This is a genomic window from bacterium (genome assembly GCA_040753085.1).
In the GTDB taxonomy this organism is placed as follows: domain Bacteria; phylum UBA9089; class JASEGY01; order JASEGY01; family JASEGY01; genus JASEGY01.
On sequence record JBFMHI010000019.1, the window covers coordinates 1 to 21,814 of the forward strand.

Genomic DNA, 21,814 nt, shown 5'->3' on the forward strand with positions numbered 1-21,814 from the left:
AGATAAAGGTCGAGGAAATAAGCGATGAAGTAGCGGAGGCTGGAAGGTTTGAGGCTGCAAAGATCGAGGCTGAAGGAAGAGAGGTTGAAGAAGCGAGCGATGAGGTAGTTGAGGCTGCGAAGATTGGATCTGAAGAAGCAGAGGTTGCAGAAGCAGGCGAGATTGGAGTTGAAGGTGTGGTTGATCGATCAGAAGACCTTGAGAAGGTTTACAATTCGCAATCCGCAATCCCGGGTACCCACAAAGTGGGTGCGCAATTTAAAGATGAGGTAGTTGAGGCTGCGGGGACTGAGACTGAAGGAGTAGAAGTTGCGGAAACAACCGAAGCGGCAGTCGAGCTTTCGAAGATCGAGACTGAAGAGGTAGAGGTCGAGGCTGAAGAGGTAGAGGTTGCGGAGGTAAGCGATGAGATGGCTGAGGCTGCGAAGATCAAGGTTGAAGAAGTATGGGTTGAGGAGGCAGGTGATTTTGAAGGAAATATTATTGTTCTGGAAGTTGTGATGCAAGAAGTAAATAATGAGGTCATCGGGATATTGGAGATTGAGACTGAAGAGGTGGAAGTTGAGGAAACAACCGATTATGAAGAGGGTGTAGCAATTTCGGAGGTTTTGGTAGAAAAAGTAACTGAAAAGGTGGATGAGACTTCGAAGCGTGGGTTTGAAGAAATAGAGGTCAGAGAAATAACTGATTCTGGAGGGAGTGACGCTGTCCAGGATGTTCTGATGCAGGATGTTCTGATACAGGATGTTCTGATACAGGATGTAACTGATAATGAGGCCGAAGTTTCAGAGATCAAGACTGAAGGAATAGAAGTTGGGGAAGTAGGTGGTTTGGAAAATAGTAAGATAGACAAGGGAATAAGATATGATATAGGAGGAGATGAAAGCGATTTGCCATCTGCAATCTACAATACTCAATCCCCAGCGATAGCGCTGAGCAAAGGAGAAGATAGCCTGGGAATGGAGGTAAAGGAGACAGAGGGAAGAGATGAGAGCGAAGAGAAAGGGTTGAGTAGAGGAGAGAATAGCCTGGGAATGGAGGCAAGGGAGACAGAGGGAGGAGATGAGAGTCATCCGCTATTAGAATCAGGGGATATTTTGAAGGATATAGCCAGTAAGATATTTAAATTGAAACAGGGGCTAAGTCAGGCCACAGCAAGGGTGGAAGAGACGTATTTAACTTCTCTGGAAGCCAGGAAAAACGAGTTTATATCTGATTTAGAAAAAGAGATAGGCCGGATAGTTAATTTAGGTTCAGAGCTTGCTGAAAAAATGGAAGCTGAAAGAGATTATTATAAAGAAAAAATAATGAAAAGCCAGGGGAAAGGAAGAGAAGATTCAAAAGGAACCTACGATTTAACCGGCGACATAAGTGCGCTATCAGAAAAAATTGGAAATATAGGAAAAATCGTGGAAAAACTGCAAAATAAGGCTCAAAAGGTATTAAGTAAAACCGAAGAAATGACGAAAAAAGTATTAGGTGCTTCATATTTAGAGGGGGAAACTGTAAGCATAAACCGGCAGGTGATAGATAATCAATCCGAAATCAGGGAAGCGGTAAGTAATCTTCGGGAAGCGATTGAATCAATCCAGACTGAGGGGTTGAAAGTCGAAGACCTCTCGGCTCGGGCGGCCAGAATAGAAAACTTGATTCAAGAGGGAGAAAGGGTAATTTCTGAAGCCATCAGCCGATTCAAGGGGTTTTTGGCGGAGGAGCTGGATCTTACTGAAGTAGACATTTCAAGTCAGACGGTTGTTAAGACAGAAAAGGGTTGGAATCCGGATCCTCAATGGTTGGCTGAAAAAGCTAAAACGCTCAATGCTCTGGTTGGAAGAGATGATACAGTTATTTATGAGGCGTTGAGAGATATTTTGTCAGAGGCGTCAGATAAATTAGCTGAGGGGGAGGAATATTCTTCCGATATTAGGGGCTTAGATCACGGGAAGAAGATAGAGATAAGCGGAGAAACGGTAGAAAAGAAACACCAGAGTCAAGAAGAAAGTGACTCTGAGAAGGAAGAAAAGTGTTCCTCGGATATTTCAGAAAGCGGAAAAGGGGATAGACCTAAGTTATCTGAGCAAGACAAAAAGGTGGAAACGGAAAACGAATCCGATTCCTCTTTCGGTCAGGATAAAGAACAAGAGAGAGATGAACGAGAGCAAGATCAACCACAAAGGAGACAATATTATCAGACCTTCCCCAGGATCAAGAGATGGAGATCGACCTCTCAGCCAGAGGAGGTAGGCGCTTCTGGAGCGAGTCTGAAGGAGATAGATATATTAACGGCTTTAGCCCCTGCGGCGGGCGGAGATAAAGGTGAGTCTAACCTCAGGCAGTCCTTTCTTTACGAACTGGTTAAAAAGGTAAGGCTTCTTATTCAGGAGGGTCGGGCTGAAATGTTGATCAGAATCAGACCCGAACATCTGGGGCCTTTGATGGTTAGGGTAGGTCGTGATAGGGGAGGAAAGATCTGGGTCAGGTTTATTACCCCAAGCAGCCGGGTGGGCGCAATGGTTGAATCTAACCTCTCTCTTTTAAAAGAGGCTATGGAGGAATCAGGACTTGAGCTTGATTCTCTGGATGTTTGGGTAAGGGAAGGAAGTGAAGGGGAAGAGCGGAAAGGCCAGGAGGTTTATTCCGGAAAAGATAAATCATCCCGGAAGAAGAGATCGGGTCTAAATGAAATCCCGGCGGATGAAGTTGTTACCGAAGAACTTGATGAGGAGATAAGAAGTCGTCCTTTCTCGTGGTTGGCTGAGAATGTCAACTATATGGCTTAAAAATAAGTAACCGTTCACCTCACCACGGAGACACAAGGACACTGAGAAAAATCTAAAGGACAAGTCTCTTAATTCCGTCTTTCAAAACAGGTATTAAGTGTTTTTTCTAAAATCATTCTCCGTGTCTCAGTGTCTCTGTGGTGAACGATTACAAAATAAGATAGATTTCTCGCAACGGGGCAAAGACACAAAGGATGCTGATGGAGACAAATGGAAAATGTCGTAATTGTGAAGCGGCGCAAGTTTTCCATTGATTAGTGAATTACATTGATTGCACGTAGGATTTGTGAAATTAGGTTATCTGGACCTGCCAGACAACGAGAACCAACGCGAATTTCTCGAGAGAGTGTCAGTTCTTGCAATTTTCACAAAACCAAAATGCAATCGAGTTCGTGGTGATACGGGTGTTTTCCCGGGGTTCACTCCGTTGCATGGACTACGAACAATTGCGCGGCCTAATCGGTCTCGATCTAAGTTAGCAACTTTTGTGATCTGAGCGTCGTTGCGGGAAAATAAGCTTTTGACTCCAGTAGGTGTGAAACGGTTTTGTTCATCGTTTCGGCCATGGTCCACGGTTCACGGTCAATAGCTGGCGGGTTGCCTTTTATAGACGGTGTGGACAGGGTGGACGGAGTGGACGGTGTGGACGGTGTGGACGGTGTGGACGGTGTGGACGGTGTGGACGGTGTGGACGGTGTGGACGGAGTGGACGGGGTGGACGGGGTGGACGGGGTGGACGGGGTGGACGGGGTGGACTAGGTGGTCAGTGTTTCTACCGACTGCTAAATACTAAAGGCGAAAGGCTAACTAAAAATGGAGGGGAGGGAAAAGAATGGCGCTTACAAGTGGCGTGGAATCTTCTTTAAGTACTGCCTTTGCGAAGGGGCAAGCCCAAAAAGAAGAGGTCACGATGGGCAAGGATGATTTTTTAAAAATCCTTATTACCCAGCTTCAGAATCAGGATCCAACTAAGCCGTTGGAAGACAAGGACTTTATTGCCCAATTAGCCCAGTTTTCATCACTGGAGCAGATGACCAACTTAAATGACCAGTTTGAAAAGTTTATGGCGGCGGTCGGGTCTCCTCAAGCGAGAACATTGTCTTTACTGGGGGCCCATGTGAAGGCCATTGATCCCGTGTCTGAAAGGGGTGAGACCGTGACAGGTACGGTAAGCAAGATAAGATTTGTGGATCAAGAGCCGAGGTTAACTTTGAGTGTTTTCGACTATCCCACTCAAACCAATAAAGAAGTGGCTACCAATATTAAATTGGAAGACATTCAGGAGATTGGGCAGGTCGAATAACTATTATACGTTGGGGTTAGTTTTCTTCTTGAGTGCTCTATAGCTCAACCCTTTAGGCTTGTGAGGGAAGGGGCAGGGTTAAAGTCTTGAGTTGCAGAGCAACGGGGGAAAATCAAGCGCAACGAAAAAAGTGTAAGCTCTTTCGTAAGATTGATTCGCGAGAGCAAAGTTTTTCATTTATGAGGAGGTGATACTTAGATAATTATTCAAGTAAAGGTTATGAAGAAGGAGGTGGTAAGCTCCAGGAATCCCAACTAAAGGTTCAATGGATGGGACTAATTTATCTCGGACCAATAAAGAAGTAGACCTTCTTAAGCGTTGAACAAGGATGGACAACGTTACGTCCCAGAACTAAAATTCAGCAATAAGGAGGTCAAACAAATGATACAGGAGTTATGGACTGGCCTAACTGGTGTTAAAGAGCACGAGAAATGGCTAGATGTGATTGGTAACAACATTGCCAACGTCAACTCGATTGGTTTTAAGCAAACCCGGGTTACCTTCCAGGATCTCTTAAGCCAGAGAGAAGATTATGCGGTGGCTCCTCGAGAAGGACAGGGTGGGATTGATCCCAAACAGAGGGGTTTGGGTGTAGCCAACGCCACGATGCAGGTTCTCCACACCCAGGGGGGCTTAAAAACCACGGGGAAGACGACCGATGTGGCTATTAATGGTGAAGGTTTCTTCATCATGAGTGATGGTATCAGTGATGAATCCTATTATACCAGGGCGGGGGCCTTTGACCTAGATGCCAAGGGCATGCTGGTTAATCCGGCCAATGGTTTTCTGGTTCAGGGTTGGACGGCCCAGGTGGATGTGGCCACGGGCGCTAACTATATTGATACCAGTAATAAGTTAGGGGACATCTATATCGACAAAAAAGATATTATGGCGGCTAAGGCCACGGAGAATATCGGCTTCAAGGCCAATCTGAATTCTGAGCAGAACACCGCCATAGATACTATCGATCTTAAATTTACCGCCCCGATTGTGAGCACTCATAGAGTAGTCGGTCAAACTGAGGCAGGAGAAGGTCGTCTGGATACCACCAGGACCTTTGCCTTAGCCGGGTTTGATGATGGGGCTGATGCGGGTACGGATCCTGATTATCTTGATCTGAACAGCACCGTCACCATTAATGGCTATACCTCAAAGAGGTTGAATAGCTATGCCAGCATCGATGCCTTTATGAAGGAGGTCAATGAGTCTTCTACGGCCAATGTGACTATGAGATACATTTCCGAAGATGATGTATTTGAGATCAAGGCTGATATTCCGGGCGGCACGATAAAGTTGGCGGAGAATGTTACGGCCGCTGGGACGGCGGCTGGTCAGGTGGGACTCTTCAGCGAGATCAATATCCCGGTTCTGCCCACTGACGTAGCCAAAGATGAGTCCTCAGGCACGGTGACTACGGTTACAGGGACACCTCTGGATACTGATGTCAATGCCATTACCGATATTAATTTTGTCGGTCTGGATACTACTACTAAGGTGAAGGTCAATGGCTATATTTCTGATACACTTGGTTCAGGAAAATATGCCACCATCGATGATCTTTTGACGGAGATCAACGCCAGTGAGGCGGCGGGTGTGACGATGGAGTATGATGTGGCTACCAGAAAGTTTAGTATCAAAGGAGATACGGAAGGGGCCACGGTGACCATCCAGGATGTGGATACCGTTGGAACTACGGGAGTGGACACCGGGTTCTTCCATGCTATTCAACTTATGGCTGGCGGAGCGACCGCGGAGAAGGTTATTGCTCCAGCTCCCAAGACAGCGGTGACCGAGGTCTCACTTGAGATCGAGTTTAAGCATCTCTTTGATCCTCAGAATCCTGGAACTGACTACTATAGCTGGCAGGTTATCGATCCGGCTAATAAGAGGGATCCTGTCTTGCCTGAGTTTGTGAGCAGCGGTGATGTGACTGAGGATCCCCATGCGACCAGTTACATCGATACCAGAACCACGAATATCACCGGGCTATCAGCCCTTGTTCCAGAAGGGGCCACTGCGGCGATTGGTGGGACTATTACTATTAATAACTGGACCTCACAGCTCCTGACGGATGCGAATTACACCAGCATTGACGCCTTGATGACCGAGATAAACAACTCAGATGCAGCCGATGCGGTTATGACCTATGATGCCCGGGCTGATAAGTTTACCATCAACGCCAAAACAGCCGGCGCTGATTTAAAGATATCTCAAAATCCTGGGGCTGGTGAGACGGGGTTCTTTACCGCCATAAATATGATGAAGGCGGCGGATAATAATGAAAGGATCCTGGCGGCTACCGGCGGGATTTTAGAGATTGATCGCGAGACGGGCTATGTCGTCAACAACTTCAAGAATACTGAAGAGGCGATCAATGGCGGGAATGGTAATGAGGTTTTGGACTTAGACACTGAAATCCCGGATGCCACCAATGACGATTGGGTGACGAAGAGTGCCGTCACCGGTCGGGACTATTTTACCCTCAGATTTAACGGCAATGATGTGGCTGTCTTTATTCCCAATGATGTCCGAGATCAACAGCAGATCACCTTTGCCGTAAATATGGGCGAGGAGAAAGAGGATATTGCCGGGACGATTCAGGCCGATACTGGCTCACCGGTCACGGCTGAATTGAAGAGAGATCAAGACTATCTCTATAAGACGGCCGAGGCAGTTTATGACTCCCTGGGTGTGGCCAATGAGCTTGAATTCGTCTTTGAAAGGCTGGAGACCAATAAATGGCTCTGGCATACTCTGGACCCGGTGGAAGAGGGCAAAGTGGCCGGTTATGGAACTATGATCTTTAATGATGATGGGACCTATAACAAAGAGCTTTCCACTGTCTTCCAGTCTCCGTCTGATCCGAAGACCTTTGATGATGACGGCGGGAGCGTTTATGGGGGGAGTGTTGGCTTCCAGGGGATATATTTTGATCCTCCAGAGCTTCCTTATGACAATGATCAGGGCGGCTCTCCACCGAATCAGTATGGAGCTGATGATGTCCAGATAGCTCCTGACTTCTCTCAGGTGGTGCAGTTTGCCGCTAATAACTCAAATGTCTATGCTAATGATCAGGATGGATACGCCAAAGGGGAACTCCAGGATATTAATATTAATACCACTGGGGTAGTCATTGGTATCTATTCCAATGGTAAGAACCAGGATATGGCTCAAGTGGCCCTGGCTACCTTTAACAATGCCAGTGGATTGGACCAGGTAGCGGGAACCATGTTTAAGCAGACCGGTAATTCTGGCGAGGCGGTCATCGGCGTGGCTGGAGAGAGCGGCAAGGGAAGTATTGCTTCCAAGACGCTGGAGAACTCCAACGTCGATTTGACGGAAGAATTTATCAATATGATCATCGCAGAACGTGGATTTACGGCCAATAACCGTACCATAACGACGGCTGACCGTATAATTCAGGAAGTATTCCGTCTGAGACCATAATTATTAGGTTGATATAGCGGGATAAATTAAGGGGCAAGGCCTATGGGCCTTGCCCCTTTTCCTTTTTACCGACAGGATAGAAGTTCAGGCCTTGATCATCGTTTCAGTCACGGTCCAGGGGTTCGCGGTCAATAGCCGGCCAGTGGCCTTCTATGGACGGGGTGGACTATGTGGACGGGGTGGAGACTATGTGGACGGGGTGGACTATGTGGACGGGGTGGAGACTATGTGGACGGGGTGGAGACTATGTGGACGGGGTGGAGACTATGTGGACGGGGTGGACTATGTGGACGGGGTGGACTATCTGGACTGTATTGTATGGACAGTGGGTTCTCTCCCGACTGGCCGAAACGATGATCAAGACCGGCCAGCAAGATTTTCCTTGACTTTCAAGGGTAATTGTGATATTCCCAATGTCATCTGTCTTCTGTCATTCACTAACGAGAAGGAGGTTTAATTGAGCCACTTTTCACTCTCTGAGATAGACCCCTCCTGGCTGGCTATGTTGAAGAGCCGCCTCAGAGATTACCATTACCAGGAAGAGGCCATCGCCTCAAGGCTGGATATCCCCAGTATTTATATTATTAGGCACCTGGATATTCCCCTCCATACCCATCGCTTACGGAAAATCTGCCCAGAAAATATCCTGATTAGGCTATTTCTTTTAGAGGAGGAATTAGAGGCTAAGGCCATCAAGCATGTATTTACGCCTTCTGAGGTTGAAATACTGGAAAAGATAAAATTGATTCGGATAAAGGAGAGAGGTCGGCGGGTTAAATCTCAAGTAAAGATTTATCCTTATCAGGGGTATTATTTTGCTTCGGACCGCCAATTCTTTCCTGAAGAGGAAGTAAAGGATGCCGAACTGGTCTATTACATAGGCTCTGATTCAATTGATCTGGCCTCTTCGACGGTGAGGAGGGAAGTGACTTCCACCCTTGATCTATGTACCGGGACCGGTATTCAGGCCATTCTGGCGGCTAAACATACTCGAAAGGTAATTGGGGTGGATATAAATCCACGCGCCGTCAATTTTGCTGGCTTTAATGCCAAACTTAATCAGGTGGAGAATGTTTCCTTTGTGGTTGGAGACCTGTATGAACCGGTCGGAGAGGATAAATTTGACCTCATTCTGGCTAACCCGCCTTTTGTTCCTTCGCCCCACGAAGAATCGGATGAAGTCTTTTATCGTGACGGAGGTAAGAAGGGGCACGATATTTTAAGCCAAATAATGAGGGGGCTGTCGGCCCATCTGAAAGAAGGCGGCTATTGCCAGATAATTACTCTTTTTGCCCGGACTTCAGATCGCTCTCAGGAAGAATTACTCAAATCCTGGCTTAATAATGGCCCTTATCAGACCTCCTTATTCCTTCTTGATACCTATTCCATTTACCAAATAGCCTATTCCAACACCTTTACTATAGCCCTGGAGAAGAATTATAATACCTATAAGAAAGAAGTTGTCAGGTGGCTTGAGAGCTTTGTTAGTCAAGGGATAGAAGCCATAGACTATGGGGTAATAAATGTGCTGCCTGGGGAGGCCTTTACTTTCACCAGGTGGAGTAGTCAGTCAGTAATCGGTGATCGGTGAATAGACTATGTGGACTGGATGGACGGGGTGGACGGGGTAGACGGGGTGGACGGTATGGACGGGGTAAACGGTGGATTCTATTCCCAGCGGCCCAAACGATGAATAAGACCACCTGGGCAGTTATAAGCTATCAACTGCCACCGACTTACCTCGATCTACTGAGAAGCGGCTCTGGTTGTCTGATCCATGGTAAGTTTGGTAGACTTTGTTATCAATTATCTGGACTCAGACTTCGAGTTTTGTGGAGCCTGGACCCAAAAATTCAAAGATCAATTGGTGATTGCCCCTGGATGACATACAAAATGTAGTAGTTATTTCTGTAGACATACTATATATAGATAAAGAGGGGGCGTAAATAAGGAGCACTCTCTTGTCCCGTAAAAATTTAGAAAAAAAACTTAAAGCTTTACTTGACATATTTTCAAAAAGGTGGTATATTGACTCCAGATAGATAGGCAGACAGTATGAGACATAAATAACCGTCAGCAAATAAAAGACTTGTAGGTTGCTTCCCTATTAGTCACTCATCAGATTTTAGCGATGGGAAGTAGAACAACTGGCTACTAATAACTATCCTGAAGGTATGTTATGGTTGAGGTTACCCGTTTTAACGGAACCAAAATTTATATCAGCGCCCACCAAATTGAGACCTTAGAAGCTACTCCAGACACAGTTATCACCCTTCTTTCCGGCAGGAAATACATTGTGGTTGAAAACATAGAAGAGATTATCAATAGGATCGTAGAATACAGGCAAAGACTGGGCTCCTGGGGGAATGAGAATGAGAATCCGCCTATTGAGGATAAAGAATACGACATTGCCTCGTCAGTGCCCAGCGATGACCTTGGATAACGCCACTATATCATTATAAGAATCGGAGGTAGACATTATGGATATAGCGACCTTAGGCGGTCTGGCTTTTTGTATCGCGATGGTTGTTATAGGTATTCTGTTAGGCGGAAGCCTTACTCAGTTTATCGACTACCCCTCAATGGCTATTACTATTGGAGGAACAATCGGGGCTGTCACGATGGCCTTTCCGCTATCCAATATGATTAATCTGATCTCCGTGACGTTGAAGGCGGTTATGCCTTATAGTTCCAATCCCACCGATATCATTAAGACTTTTGTCACCTTTGCGGAGAAGGCCAGGCGTGATGGACTCCTAGCGCTGGAAAGCGATGTCGGGAATTTGACCGATTCTTTTATGCGGAAGGGGCTGCAGTTAGTAGTTGACGGGACTGATCCGGCTGTGATCCGGACGGTTATGGAGACAGACCTGGCCGGGATGGAGGCCAGACACGCCACTTGTACCAGTATATATAAGATGATGGGGTCTCTGGCCCCGGCCTTTGGGATGATGGGGACACTGATTGGACTGATCAATATGCTGGCGCATATGGATGACCCATCCACTATCGGGCCGTCTATGGCGTTGGCCTTGATTACCACTATGTATGGCTTTATGATTGCCAATATGTTTTGTATCCCTATGGGAAATAAGCTGGCTGTTTATAGCAGTCGGGAAGCCGGGGATCGGATCTTGATGATAGAAGGTATGATGGGCATCCAGGCCGGGGATAACCCGAGGGTCCTGGAGGAAAAATTAAAATCCTTCCTTGCTCCGGCCCAGCGTGGCGCCGAGGGATAAAAGGGGAGATGAGATAAATGGCCATTACTAAATGCAAAAAGTGCGGGGCCAATGTGGAGTACGAGGAAGGCAGCTCTGTTCCTGAATATATGGTTACTTATGGAGACATGGTTACTCTCATACTCTGTTTCTTCGTGGTGCTCGTCTCCATGGCTACCTTTGATAAGGTTAAGCTAAATATTGTCTTTTCTTCCATTCGGGGCGCCTTAGGGGCCCTGGAACAAGGGCCGACCACTCAAAAATCAAAATTGCTTTCGATGGGGGTAGGCACCCAGCAGTTATCCCGCGGGACACCAATTATGGTTACCGGCAGAGAAGCCGAGCAGGGAAGGAGAGAAAAGGAAGGTTTACAGGAGCGGGCAGCTATGGTAATGGGGGAAGAGATGAAGCAGGGGCTGGTTAAATTCCGTTATGACGAGCGTGGAGAGATAGTTCAACTTACCGACAAGGCCCTCTTTGTGCCGGGAGACCCCAACCTCAAGCCTTCAGCCAGACCTATCCTTGATAAGCTTGTCCTTCTCATTGAATCCATTCCCAATGAGATAGTGGTAGAAGGACATACTGACGACCAGTCCATCCATACGAGGGAAGTTCCATCTAACTGGCATCTTTCTTCTATGCGGGCTACTGGTGTCCTTAGTTATCTGGAAGCCAAAGGGATTTCTCCTAAACGGCTTTCTATGGCTGCCTACGGCGAATATAGGCCCATAGTGCCTAATAATTCCCTTGTCAATAAGGCGATAAACAGGCGGGTTGATGTACTCATTAGGAGAGAGGAAATAGGGCACGAGGATCCTTTGATGGACTGAAGGGACCAAAGGGACCAAAGGGACCAAAGGGACTAAAGGGACCAAAGGGACCAAAGGGACTATTGGCTATTGGCTAATTGTTAATGTGAGTTATGGCTGAAGAAGAGAAAGATGGGGAGAAAGAAGTTCCGCTGGCAGATGGAGAGGCGGTGGAAGGTGAAGCTTTGGAGGAACAAGAAGAAGCTGTTGTGGAAAAACCTCCTATGCCGGAATGGAAGCTGGCCCTTATCGCCGCTATCGTGGCTATTATAGCGGCAGTAGTGGTAGGTTATATTATCGGAGCAGGGAGGGAGCCGAGGACCATCAGCTTTTTGGAGTTGGCCAGAGAAGAAAGGGGGCCGGAAAAGGCAAAGGCTCAACTTGGTTTTTTAATCATTGAACCAAAGAAACCACTCATGGCTAATTTGCAGGATAGTCCTGAAATAAGGGGTGAATATATGGCTATCCTGCACGATGTTCGTCTCCTGGGGGATAAAGCTAAGTATCCTACCCTGGATATGGAGCTTTTTAATCGAAAATTCCAGTTGCGTGATATTTTTCATAATGTTCTTATTACCAAGACAGAGAAGGAGTTGGGTAGTAAAGTAGGCAAAGAGGCCTTTAAAGAAGAGATGGTAGAAAAAATCAACGCTATCCTGCAGGATGGTCAGATAGATGATATATATGTGCAGCTTATTGTAGAACTACGAAAAGAAGCAGAAGACTAACCGATGAGAAAGGGGGTGAGGTGAAATGGCTGAAGAGGAGAAAAAAGAGGGAGAAGAGGCGCCGGCAGAGGAAGAGAAGAAGAAAGAAGGCGGCTCACCGATAGTCAAGATTTTGATTATTGTCATTATTATTCTTGTGGCTGCCTTGATTGCCGCCATTGTTGCCTCTGTGGTAGCCAGGAAGACCAAAGCCCCGGAGATTCAATACGAAGAAGAAGTAGTGGCTGAGGAAGAAGAACATAAAAAAGAGGCGAAAGAGCCACTGCTGGCATATCCTCTGGGAGATGATCCTATTACGGCCCGGTTGGCTGATATGGAAGAGAGTCACATGGTCTCGGCTGAGGTAACCGCAGCCTACGATAAGAAGTATAGCGGTTTAGCTGAAGAGCTGGAAGCCAGAGTACCTCAGTTGAGAGATATTGTCAATACCTCTCTCCTGGATAAGACTTTTAAGGAACTTCAGACTCAGGAGGGAAAGATTGCCCTTCAAAAGGAATTAGTAAAGAAGATGAACCAGGTTTTGAAAGACGGCCAGCTTGATGAGGTTTATATACAACTGGTGATTCAATAATTTGGAGGAAACTATGGCTGAAGATGAGGAATTAGATCTGGAAGAAGAAGCCTCTGAAGAGGAGCCAACTAAGGAAGCGGGTGTGTCTGAGGAAGCAGAGGCCGTAGAAGAAGAAAAAGAAAAAGAAGAAGGGCAGAGGAAGATTCTGGAGTATAACTTCCGTAAGCCGGTTAGTGATCAACTCTCGCCTAAGGAACTTCGGGATCTCAGACCGAGATTTGAAGCTTTTGCCCGTCTGGTGGAAAGGTCCCTGTCGGCAAGTTTCAGAACCGGCGTAAAAATGACGACAGACGAACTCACCCAGGTGAAGTATGAAGAATTTATTGCTTCCCTTTCCGCGCCTTACATCCTGGTTATTATCAATATGGCTCCCTTTCGCGCCGATGCCCTCGTTGAGCTGGAGCCGGCGGTAACTTTCAATATCCTGGAACGGTCTCTGGGTGGTTTAGGTGAGACCAAAGATTTAGAGAGGAAAATAACCGATGTTGAGGCTTCAGTAGTGGCCGAAGTGGTTGAGGGGATTTTTGACTGTTGGTCTGAGACCTGGAAAGATGCGGTTGAGTTTAAGTCCCAGGTGCTTAATGTGGTGCAGAATATGTCAGAATTTGTTCAGACCATTCCTGATTATGAGGTGGTAGTTTTGTCCAGGACCACCCTGGCTATTGAAGGGAGAGAAGAACAAGTATCAGGAGGAATAAATCTGTGTCTTCCTTTTCGGGTGATGGGTCTTTTGGTGGCTAAATTAAAGGGCAAAGATGAAAACAAGCATGTGGAAGTCAGGGTGGTTAATCCCGAGACGCTGGAGAAGATGAAGAGGCGGATGAATGTAGTTAAGATGCCGGTAGTTTGTGAATTAGGCCTGGTAGGGTTGACGGTGGGTGAAGTAGTGCAACTTCAGGTAGGAGATGTGGTTAAATTAAAGACCAAGGCAACCGATAATTTACTTCTAAAGGTGTCTGAGCAGGCTAAGTTTAGGGTTACGCCAGGCACGGTTGGAAGCAAGCTCGGGGTTCAAATTCGAGAGGTCATCGAAGAATTAAGCGGAGATGTTATTTTTAAGGAGGTAGGGTAATTAATGGTTGATCAACAAACACTCGCCCCGGAAGAGATAGAAGCGCTCCTTGGTGCCGGAGAAGAGGAAGGGAAGGCGGTTCCGTCGGAGAAGGGACTTTCTCAGGATGAAATAAAGGTCATATCCGGTGTTATGGGTAAGGCTATGGAGGCTTGCGGTAGTGTCCTATCCACCACCCTTGGCCGGAAAGCCTCTATAACAAACCCCGAGATTGTAGTGGAGGCAGTAGAATTTTTGAGGGAGAGTTTTCCCAGTCCGGCTATTATAGTTGAATCAGAATATATCCAGGGTATTAGGGGAGAAACGGTTATCATCCTGCCCAAGAATATAGGGGCAATTATTGCTGATCTGATGATGGGAGGGGATGGATCATCGCCTCCAGAGGAGATCAATGAGCTTTATTTGGGAGCCGTGAATGAAGTCTTAAGGCAGATGATGAGCGCCGGCGTGGGAACTTTTGCCACTACCCTAAATAAAGGGGTAGAGATGAGTAGTCTTAGAGTAAATGTGGTTGCCCCAAGAGATATTACTTTGTCTCTTTTTAAACGGGACATAGTAGTCAGGATTGTTTGCAGATTAAGTATCAGCGGGTTTGAGGCTGATTCATTTATCCAGTTAATTAGTTTTGACTTAGCCAAAGCTATTGTGGCTGCTTACAGGGAGAGCAAGGGAGTTCATCCTGTCCAGTTTGTCCCGCTTGGGCCGGGTGCTCCTGGCGCTGAAGGCAATATTGGTCTTTTAACGGATGTTCCGGTTACTGGGGCGGTAGAGCTTGGTCGAACCGAGATGCATATCAAAGATATACTTTCTCTTGGTCCAGGCTCCATTGTGGAGTTGGACAGAGAAGCCGGGGAGCCGGTGGATTTACTCATAAATGGTAAGCTTATTGCCAAAGGAGAAGTAGTTGTCATTGACGATGATTTCGGGATCAAGATTACAGAGATTATCAGCCCGGCGGAGCGGATATCACACATATAACGATTAACAATTAATAATTGGTAACACTTAGCCACTAAGACACAAGGGCAATAGCCAATAGGTAATAGGGAAGAATGCCCTGTTGGCTATTGATAACTGATGAGAGATATGGCTCATACGACCAAGGCAGTTCTGATGAATGTCCCTATGAAGGTGAGTGTTGAATTGGGACGGATTAAATTATATGTTAAAAATGTGCTTGATTTAGATGTAGGCTCTGTTATTTCTCTACATAGACCAATTGATGAACCAGTTGATTTGCGGATTAATGATAAGATATTTGCCAAGGGTAGGGTGGTCACGGTCGAAGATAGGTTTGGGTTTAGGATCGAAAATATCATTACACCGGCCGAGAGGTTAACCGGCTTAGTGAGGTGATGGCGATTGAAGCGGATATTGATTTTAATTTCTCTGATCTCAGGATTACTCTTACTGAGAGGGGGACTATCTCTGGCCAATCCCGCTGAAAGGGAGGAAATAAAACCTCAGGCCCAGGAAGAAGCAGTTAATCAAGGGAAAAACATTAACGCCGATCCGCCCTCAGAACAATCTGCCGTCCCGGGTACCCACGAAGTGGGTGCGCCATCCGCCGTCGGCCAACAAGAGACCCTGGGCGGATACGAATTCAATATGCTTGGGCTTGGACTCAGAGTTATTCTGGCGTTAGGTCTAATAGTGGGCGTTATTTACCTGGTTTTTCGTTTCTTTCTGAAAGGGAAAGGTATTATGGGTGGAGCGAGCTTTATTTCTATTTTAGCCACGGCTCCTTTAGCCCCCAACCGATACCTTCAGTTGGTTGAGTTGCCTGGACGGATTCTGGTCCTGGGGATAGGAGAAAAAGGAATAAATTTTTTAACTGAAATAAAAGACAAAGAAGAGATTGATTTGATAAAGACTCAGAGCAGCAGAGAGGGAATTAAGAATCATCCCTTTTCTCACTATCTGAAAGGATTTTTGGGTCGTTTTGGGGTAGAAGAAAGAGAGAGCGATCCTTATGAAGAAAGACTTAACTTTTTGATAAGAGAGAGGGAACATCTGGCCCGGTTGGAAGTTGAGAGTAGGCAACCGTAGTTATTACTCAGGTGATCACCCATCATCGATTATTGATTAGAGGTTGCGTAACTATTCAGCCACTGATTAACCCGGATTAGCACGGATAAATTAGAATGAGTTTAAAATATGAAAAAATAACAGAGGACATTAGTGGAGGAGCATTTGAAGTTTACAATTTGGAAGAGAAAGAGTTGAATTTAAACGATTCATATATTAAAAAAATCAGTGTTTCATCCGTGTCCATCTGTGGCTGAATAGTTACGAGGTTGCTTTCATTCGGAAGCATGGGGGTAGGGAGTAGAATCAACATTTTGGGGGAGGGGAACTTTTCTTGCGCTTAGTTGGACCAATTTTGCTCCTGATTATTATGGTTAATGGGCTTATTGTCCCCCTTGCTCAGGCCGAGCCGGCCATTCCTATCCCCAAAATAGGCCTTGACATTACCGAAGCCAAAAATCCTAAAGATGTAGCCCTTACCCTCCAGATTCTTTTTCTCCTTACCATTCTTAGTTTAGTCCCCTCTATTCTGATTATGCTCACTTCCTTTGTCCGCGTAGTGATTGTCTTCTCCTTTATCAAACGGGCCTTAGCCACACAGGAGATGCCGCCGCAACAAGTAATCGTGGGGTTAGCTCTATTTCTCACCTTCTTTATAATGGCCCCTACCATTTCCACCATACATTCAAATGCGATTAAGCCCTATTTAGACGGAAAGATAACGGTGGGAGAAGGGATATCTAAGGCAGAGGCGCCGCTTCGTGAGTTTATGTTCAAGCAGACCCGGGAGCGGGATATTGACCTCTTTCTTGACATAAGCAAGTTGCCTCGACCTAAAAATAGAGACGAGGTGCCGACCTATATCCTGATGCCTTCTTTTATGATCAGCGAATTGACGACGGCTTTTCAGATGGGAATACTTTTGTTCATACCCTTTATAGTCATTGATATGGTAGTAGCCAGTGTCCTTATGTCTATGGGGATGATTATGCTCCCTCCGGTTATGATATCGATGCCCTTTAAGATTTTGCTTTTTATTATAGTTGATGGCTGGCATTTAATTACCCGGTCAGTGATCTTGAGCTTTCATTAACCGATTGTAGATTGCGGATTGCGGATTGCAGATTTATCCCAATCCGAAATCCGAAATCCGAAATGAGAAGAGGAGGCCGCTATGTCAGAAGGTTTTGTGGTTAGCCTGGCCCAGGAGGCCCTTTTTATGGCTATTCTTATTTCTGCACCTATGTTGGGGATAGGGTTAGTGGTTGGATTGATCATCAGCATCCTACAGACAACCACCTCCATTCAGGAGCAGACATTAACGTTTGTCCCTAAAATTATTGCTATCCTGCTTTCGGTGGGGCTTTTTGGGGCATGGATGCTGCGGACGCTAATGGATTATGCAATAAGATTGATTATGTTATTACCTAATGTAACGGGATAGGTAGATAGGCTGAAGACTGAAGGCTGAAGGTAGATAGGCTTCAGCCTATCTACCTGAATTATTAATGGCGATGGAACCTATACTCAACCTGGAACCGATTGTCAAGCATTTTCAGGCATTTTTTCTTGTTCTGGCCCGCACTTCTGGTATATTTGCGGCCTCCCCATTCTTTGGGAGCATGGATATCCCGATACAGGTAAAAGCTGCCCTGAGCTTACTGCTTTCGTTGGTTATTTTTCCTGTGGTTGGCTTGGGGGTGGGAGAGAGGATCCCTGAGAATGTGATGCTTTATGGGATTTTTGTCTTACAAGAAGTAATGGTCGGTCTTATTATTGGCTTTATTACCAGCCTAATATTTACCGCCTTTCAATTGTCCGGGCAGTTTTATAGTCTTCAGATAGGTTTTGGGATTGTTAGCGTGATGGACCCTATGTCTCAAACCGAGATTCCCATTATCGGCCAATTAGTAGGTCTACTGGCCCTGCTTGTCTTTATCCTCTTCGGGGGGCATCATTTAACCATTAAAGCCCTTTGTGAAAGCTACACCCTTGTCCCGGTCCTTCATCTTCGCTCAGCCTCTTCTTTAGTTATGCATATAACTGACTTAGTCGCAGCTATGTTTTTGATTGCGATGAAGATCGGTTTGCCTATTATTGGAACTGTCTTTTTGACGGATGTGTCTTTTGGGATACTTTCTCGGGCGGCGCCCCAGATGAATATTATGATGATAGGCTGGCCAGTGAAGATTTTGGTGGGACTCATTACCTTGATTGTCTTTATTCCTCTCTTACACCAGGCGATGGTTAATGTCTTTGCTAACCTTTTTTCTGATCTTAATGTTATTATGCGGGCGATGGGGAAGTAGAAGTTTCGAGGTGTTTCGAGTTTCGAGTTTGAAGTTTCAAGTTTTGTTGGGGGGACGAAACACATGGGGTTGGCCTTTGCCATATCAGAAGTTAGAAGTCAGATGTCGGAGGTCAGAGGTCTCTGTCTTCTGTCTTCTATGTTTCAACGGCTAACAGATTGCCCCGAAACCCGAAACTCGGAACTTGTTTTCGATCTCCAGCTCTTTGCGGCTGAAGATGAAGGCCGGACAGAGGAGCCTACTACCCGTAAAAGGGAAAAGGCCAGAGAAAAAGGCCAAGTAGCTAAATCTATGGAGATCAGTCAGGGGGTCATCACCCTGATTGCTTTCCTGGTTCTTTTCCTGGTCTACCCCTATATCTTTGATGATTTATATAAATTTACGCGGCAAATGTTGTCTGAAGCCCATATCTACCAGATTAATCTTGACTCCATCCATTTAATTTTGATTTTTCTAATTGTTCTATTAGCTAAGATTCTTGCGCCCATTATGATTGCGGCTACTTTAACCGCCCTGATAGCTAATTTTGCCCAGGTCGGCCTTAAGTTTACGCCTCAGGCCCTGAGGTTCGATCTGTCCAGGATAAAGCCTTCACCCCAGAATTTTATAAAAAAGGTTCTAATTTCCAAACAGGTAGGTTTTAACCTGATCAAATCTATTTTTAAGGTGGTTACGGTTGGCTATATCCCTTATTGGATTATCAAAACGAATTTTATCCATTTACTTTCTATGGTCGATATGGGCACCTTTCAAGCCTTCGGCCTGATCGCTAAACTAACCTTTGATATTGTCCTGTATACTACTCTTCTTTTACTTTTTTTAAGTATATTTGACTATATGTTTCAGAGGCATGAAATGACCGAAAGTCTAAAGATGACCAAACAGGAAGTCAAAGATGAGCGGAAGATGCAGGAAGGAGACCCTTTAGTCAAGGCCAAGATCAGGGAGCGGCAGAGGGCCGCGGCTTACAGAAGGATGATGCAAGAGGTCCCTGAGGCGGATGTAGTCATTACTAACCCGACCCACTTAGCGGTAGCTATTAAATATGAGGCCAGTTACATGGCGGCTCCGACGGTAGTGGCCAAAGGCAAAGATGAAGTAGCCGAACGAATTGTTGAGATTGCTAAAGAGAATAATATACCGGTAGTAGAAAATAAACCTCTGGCCCAGGCCCTGTATGAATCAGCCGAGATTGGGGACGAGGTTCCGCCTGATCTTTATCAGGCCGTGGCTGAGGTGCTGTCTTATGTCTACAAGTTGAAGAATAAACGACCGTAACGATTGCGGAATGCGGATTGCGGAATGCAGATTGCGGAATGGAAAATCTGGAATCCGAAATCCGAAATGAGAAAAGAGGGAGAAAAAGGATTGTAGATTACGGAATATCCGATTGCGGATTGCGGAATGCGGAATGGAAAATCTGGAATCCGAAATCCGAAATGAGGGTCCGAAATCTGCCATCCGAAATAAGAAATGGCTGTTGCGGCTGAGGCGATGCCCAGGCCTCAATGGATGAAAAATGCTGATGTCCTGGTGGCGATAGGTATCATTACTATTGTCATCATGATGATCATTCCTGTACCGCCTTTTTTGCTGGATATACTTCTTTCCCTCAATATAATGGTGGCGGTAGTGGTTATTTTGACCACCATTTATCTGGTTAAGGCCATTGAATTTGCAGTGTTTCCCTCCTTATTGTTGGTGGCCACTGTCTATCGGCTGGGCTTAAATGTTTCTACTACCCGAATGATCCTTCTGGGACGGGGGGAAGAGATCGGCCTCATCAAGGCCTTTGGCACCTTTGTGGTGGCCGGGAATTATGTGGTGGGGGTGGTTATCTTCCTCATTTTAGTCCTGATTCAGTTTCTGGTCATTGTTAAGGGCACGACCAGGGTCTCTGAAGTAGCGGCCAGATTTACCCTCGATGCGATGCCGGGTAAACAGATGGCCATTGATGCCGACCTGAACGCCGGTCTGATTACCGAAAAGGAAGCTATTGCCCGCCGGCAGGAGATTCGACGTGAGGCGGATTTTTATGGGGCGATGGACGGAGCGGCTAAGTTTGTTCAGGGAGATGTTATTGCCGGCTTGATTATTACGGTGGTTAACATCGCGGGTGGTTTTATCATTGGCGCCTGGATGCTGGGGATGAGTATAGGGGATGCGGCCCGGACTTTCACCTTACTTACGGTTGGAGACGGATTAGTCAGTCAAATTCCGGCCTTACTTATTTCAGTGGCTACAGGTTTAATTGTCACCCGGGCTGCTTCAGAATCCAATTTAGGGGAAGACCTTATTTCGCAGCTTATGAATAGACCTCGGGTTCTCTGGATTACGGCCGGCACTTTAGCTTTTCTGGCCTTTACTCCTTTGCCGACTTTTCCTCTTCTCTCTCTGGCTATTGGAGCCGGCGCTATGGCTTATCTTATGGGCCGGGAGGCCAGGGTTGGCAAGGAGGTTTTAGAGAAAGAGAAGAAGAAAGAGGAGGCCGATCGGGCCAGAAAACCTGAAAGCGTGATTTCACTCTTAAAACCTGATCCAATGGAGCTCAGTATCGGCTACAGTCTCATTCCCCTGGTTGATCCTGAACAGGGGGGAGACTTGCTGGAAAGGGTGACCATGATCCGGCGTCAGTGCGCCCTGGATATGGGTATCGTGGTTCCGCCTATCAGGATCAGAGACAATATGCAGCTTAAGCCCAATGTCTACTCTATTCTGATCAAGGGAGTGGAAGTGGCCGGCGGAGAAATTAAAGTTGATCATTATTTAGCCATGAATCCCGGCACCGTAACCAAAGAGTTGAAGGGGGAAGAGACCATTGAGCCGGCCTTTGGTCTGCCGGCTATCTGGATTACTGAGGGACAGCGGGAACAGGCGGAAATGGCCGGATACACGGTGGTTGATCCACCTTCTATTGTGGCGACTCATCTGACCGAGGTTATAAAACGCAATGCCTCTCAGCTCCTGGGACGCCAGGAAACTCAAGAGTTGTTGAACAATATCAAAGAAAGCTATCCGGCGCTGGTTGATGAATTAGTTCCCAGCGTCCTCCCGTTGGGTGAGGTTCAAAAGGTCCTCCATAATTTACTTGATGAGGGTATATCTATCAGGGATTTAGTGACTATCCTGGAGACATTGGCTGATTATGCCTCAAAGACAAAAGACACTGATACCTTAACCGAATATGTCCGCATGGGGCTTAATCGTCAGATATGCAATAGATATAAAACTCCCGAAAGGACATTGCCGGTTATTACCCTGGATCCGAAAATAGAGGAGATGATCTCCCAGAGTATCCAGGAAACAAGAGAGGGGCCTCAGATCGTTTTAAAGCCGGCGATTATCCAGCAGATTATTGCTTCTCTTTCTGGGGAGATAAAAAAGGCCGCTGCTATCCGCTATGAGGTTATTCTTCTCTGTTCACCCCAGGTCAGAAGACATGTGAGGGAGATGACTAAGCGGGTAGCTCCCAATTTGATTGTGCTATCTTATGCGGAGGTATCACCCGATGTAGAGGTGGAATATATCGGGATGGTCAAGATATAA

Annotated in this window: 21 protein-coding genes; all 21 read left to right on the forward strand. The window is 46.2% G+C overall.

The features are described from left to right. Nucleotides 1–2,780, forward strand: a 2,780-nt coding sequence (locus AB1797_03865) for a flagellar hook-length control protein FliK (GenBank protein MEW5766748.1), incomplete at its 5' end; no start/stop codon positions are given. An 832-nt stretch (nt 2,781–3,612) separates the two neighbouring features. Further along, nucleotides 3,613–4,083 (forward strand): flagellar hook capping FlgD N-terminal domain-containing protein, encoded by a 471-nt coding sequence (locus AB1797_03870; protein ID MEW5766749.1) that lies wholly within the window; start codon nt 3,613–3,615, stop codon nt 4,081–4,083. Between the two features lie 381 nt (nt 4,084–4,464). After that, nucleotides 4,465–7,530 (forward strand): flagellar hook-basal body complex protein, encoded by a 3,066-nt coding sequence (locus tag AB1797_03875; GenBank protein ID MEW5766750.1) that lies wholly within the window; start codon nt 4,465–4,467, stop codon nt 7,528–7,530. 49 nt (nt 7,531–7,579) lie between these two features. Beyond that, nucleotides 7,580–7,987, forward strand: a complete 408-nt coding sequence (locus AB1797_03880) for a hypothetical protein (protein ID MEW5766751.1) — start codon at nt 7,580–7,582, stop codon at nt 7,985–7,987. Beyond that, a complete protein-coding gene (locus tag AB1797_03885; GenBank protein ID MEW5766752.1) occupies nt 7,988–9,121 on the forward strand; it encodes a HemK2/MTQ2 family protein methyltransferase in 1,134 nt (377 codons plus the stop codon). 588 nt (nt 9,122–9,709) lie between these two features. Next, a complete protein-coding gene (locus tag AB1797_03890; protein ID MEW5766753.1) occupies nt 9,710–9,973 on the forward strand; it encodes a flagellar FlbD family protein in 264 nt (87 codons plus the stop codon). A gap of 37 nt (nt 9,974–10,010) precedes the next feature. Beyond that, nucleotides 10,011–10,772 carry a MotA/TolQ/ExbB proton channel family protein gene (locus tag AB1797_03895; protein MEW5766754.1) on the forward strand — a complete coding sequence of 254 codons (762 nt, stop codon included), beginning with the start codon at nt 10,011–10,013 and terminating at the stop codon, nt 10,770–10,772. A gap of 17 nt (nt 10,773–10,789) precedes the next feature. After that, nucleotides 10,790–11,581, forward strand: a complete 792-nt coding sequence (locus AB1797_03900; protein ID MEW5766755.1) for an OmpA family protein — start codon at nt 10,790–10,792, stop codon at nt 11,579–11,581. A gap of 92 nt (nt 11,582–11,673) precedes the next feature. Next, nucleotides 11,674–12,288, forward strand: coding sequence for a flagellar basal body-associated FliL family protein (locus AB1797_03905; GenBank protein MEW5766756.1), 615 nt, complete (start codon nt 11,674–11,676; stop codon nt 12,286–12,288). 25 nt (nt 12,289–12,313) lie between these two features. Then, nucleotides 12,314–12,859, forward strand: coding sequence for a flagellar basal body-associated FliL family protein (locus AB1797_03910; protein ID MEW5766757.1), 546 nt, complete (start codon nt 12,314–12,316; stop codon nt 12,857–12,859). Nucleotides 12,860–12,872: 13 nt separating this feature from the next. Then, nucleotides 12,873–13,931 (forward strand): FliM/FliN family flagellar motor switch protein, encoded by a 1,059-nt coding sequence (locus tag AB1797_03915; protein ID MEW5766758.1) that lies wholly within the window; start codon nt 12,873–12,875, stop codon nt 13,929–13,931. A 3-nt stretch (nt 13,932–13,934) separates the two neighbouring features. Further along, nucleotides 13,935–14,909 carry a flagellar motor switch protein FliN gene (gene fliN / locus AB1797_03920; protein MEW5766759.1) on the forward strand — a complete coding sequence of 325 codons (975 nt, stop codon included), beginning with the start codon at nt 13,935–13,937 and terminating at the stop codon, nt 14,907–14,909. 99 nt (nt 14,910–15,008) lie between these two features. Next, the gene (locus tag AB1797_03925; protein ID MEW5766760.1) at nt 15,009–15,287 is read left to right on the forward strand and encodes a FliM/FliN family flagellar motor switch protein; all 279 of its coding nucleotides are present in this window, start codon (nt 15,009–15,011) and stop codon (nt 15,285–15,287) included. A gap of 6 nt (nt 15,288–15,293) precedes the next feature. Continuing rightward, complete coding sequence (locus AB1797_03930; GenBank protein ID MEW5766761.1) at nt 15,294–15,980, forward strand: flagellar biosynthetic protein FliO; 687 nt, start codon at nt 15,294–15,296, stop codon at nt 15,978–15,980. Between the two features lie 95 nt (nt 15,981–16,075). Further along, a complete protein-coding gene (locus AB1797_03935) occupies nt 16,076–16,216 on the forward strand; it encodes a hypothetical protein (GenBank protein ID MEW5766762.1) in 141 nt (46 codons plus the stop codon). Nucleotides 16,217–16,329: 113 nt separating this feature from the next. Beyond that, the gene (gene fliP, locus AB1797_03940; protein MEW5766763.1) at nt 16,330–17,052 is read left to right on the forward strand and encodes a flagellar type III secretion system pore protein FliP; all 723 of its coding nucleotides are present in this window, start codon (nt 16,330–16,332) and stop codon (nt 17,050–17,052) included. An 81-nt stretch (nt 17,053–17,133) separates the two neighbouring features. Continuing rightward, complete coding sequence (gene fliQ / locus AB1797_03945; protein ID MEW5766764.1) at nt 17,134–17,403, forward strand: flagellar biosynthesis protein FliQ; 270 nt, start codon at nt 17,134–17,136, stop codon at nt 17,401–17,403. Nucleotides 17,404–17,467: 64 nt separating this feature from the next. After that, nucleotides 17,468–18,268: a flagellar biosynthetic protein FliR gene (fliR, locus tag AB1797_03950; GenBank protein MEW5766765.1), complete on the forward strand. Its 801-nt coding sequence runs from the start codon at nt 17,468–17,470 to the stop codon at nt 18,266–18,268. A gap of 63 nt (nt 18,269–18,331) precedes the next feature. Continuing rightward, nucleotides 18,332–19,546 carry a flagellar biosynthesis protein FlhB gene (flhB, locus tag AB1797_03955; protein MEW5766766.1) on the forward strand — a complete coding sequence of 405 codons (1,215 nt, stop codon included), beginning with the start codon at nt 18,332–18,334 and terminating at the stop codon, nt 19,544–19,546. 38 nt (nt 19,547–19,584) lie between these two features. Further along, complete coding sequence (locus AB1797_03960; protein ID MEW5766767.1) at nt 19,585–19,758, forward strand: hypothetical protein; 174 nt, start codon at nt 19,585–19,587, stop codon at nt 19,756–19,758. After that, nucleotides 19,742–21,814, forward strand: a complete 2,073-nt coding sequence (flhA, locus tag AB1797_03965) for a flagellar biosynthesis protein FlhA (GenBank protein ID MEW5766768.1) — start codon at nt 19,742–19,744, stop codon at nt 21,812–21,814. The genes AB1797_03960 and flhA overlap by 17 nt, the downstream gene beginning before the upstream one ends.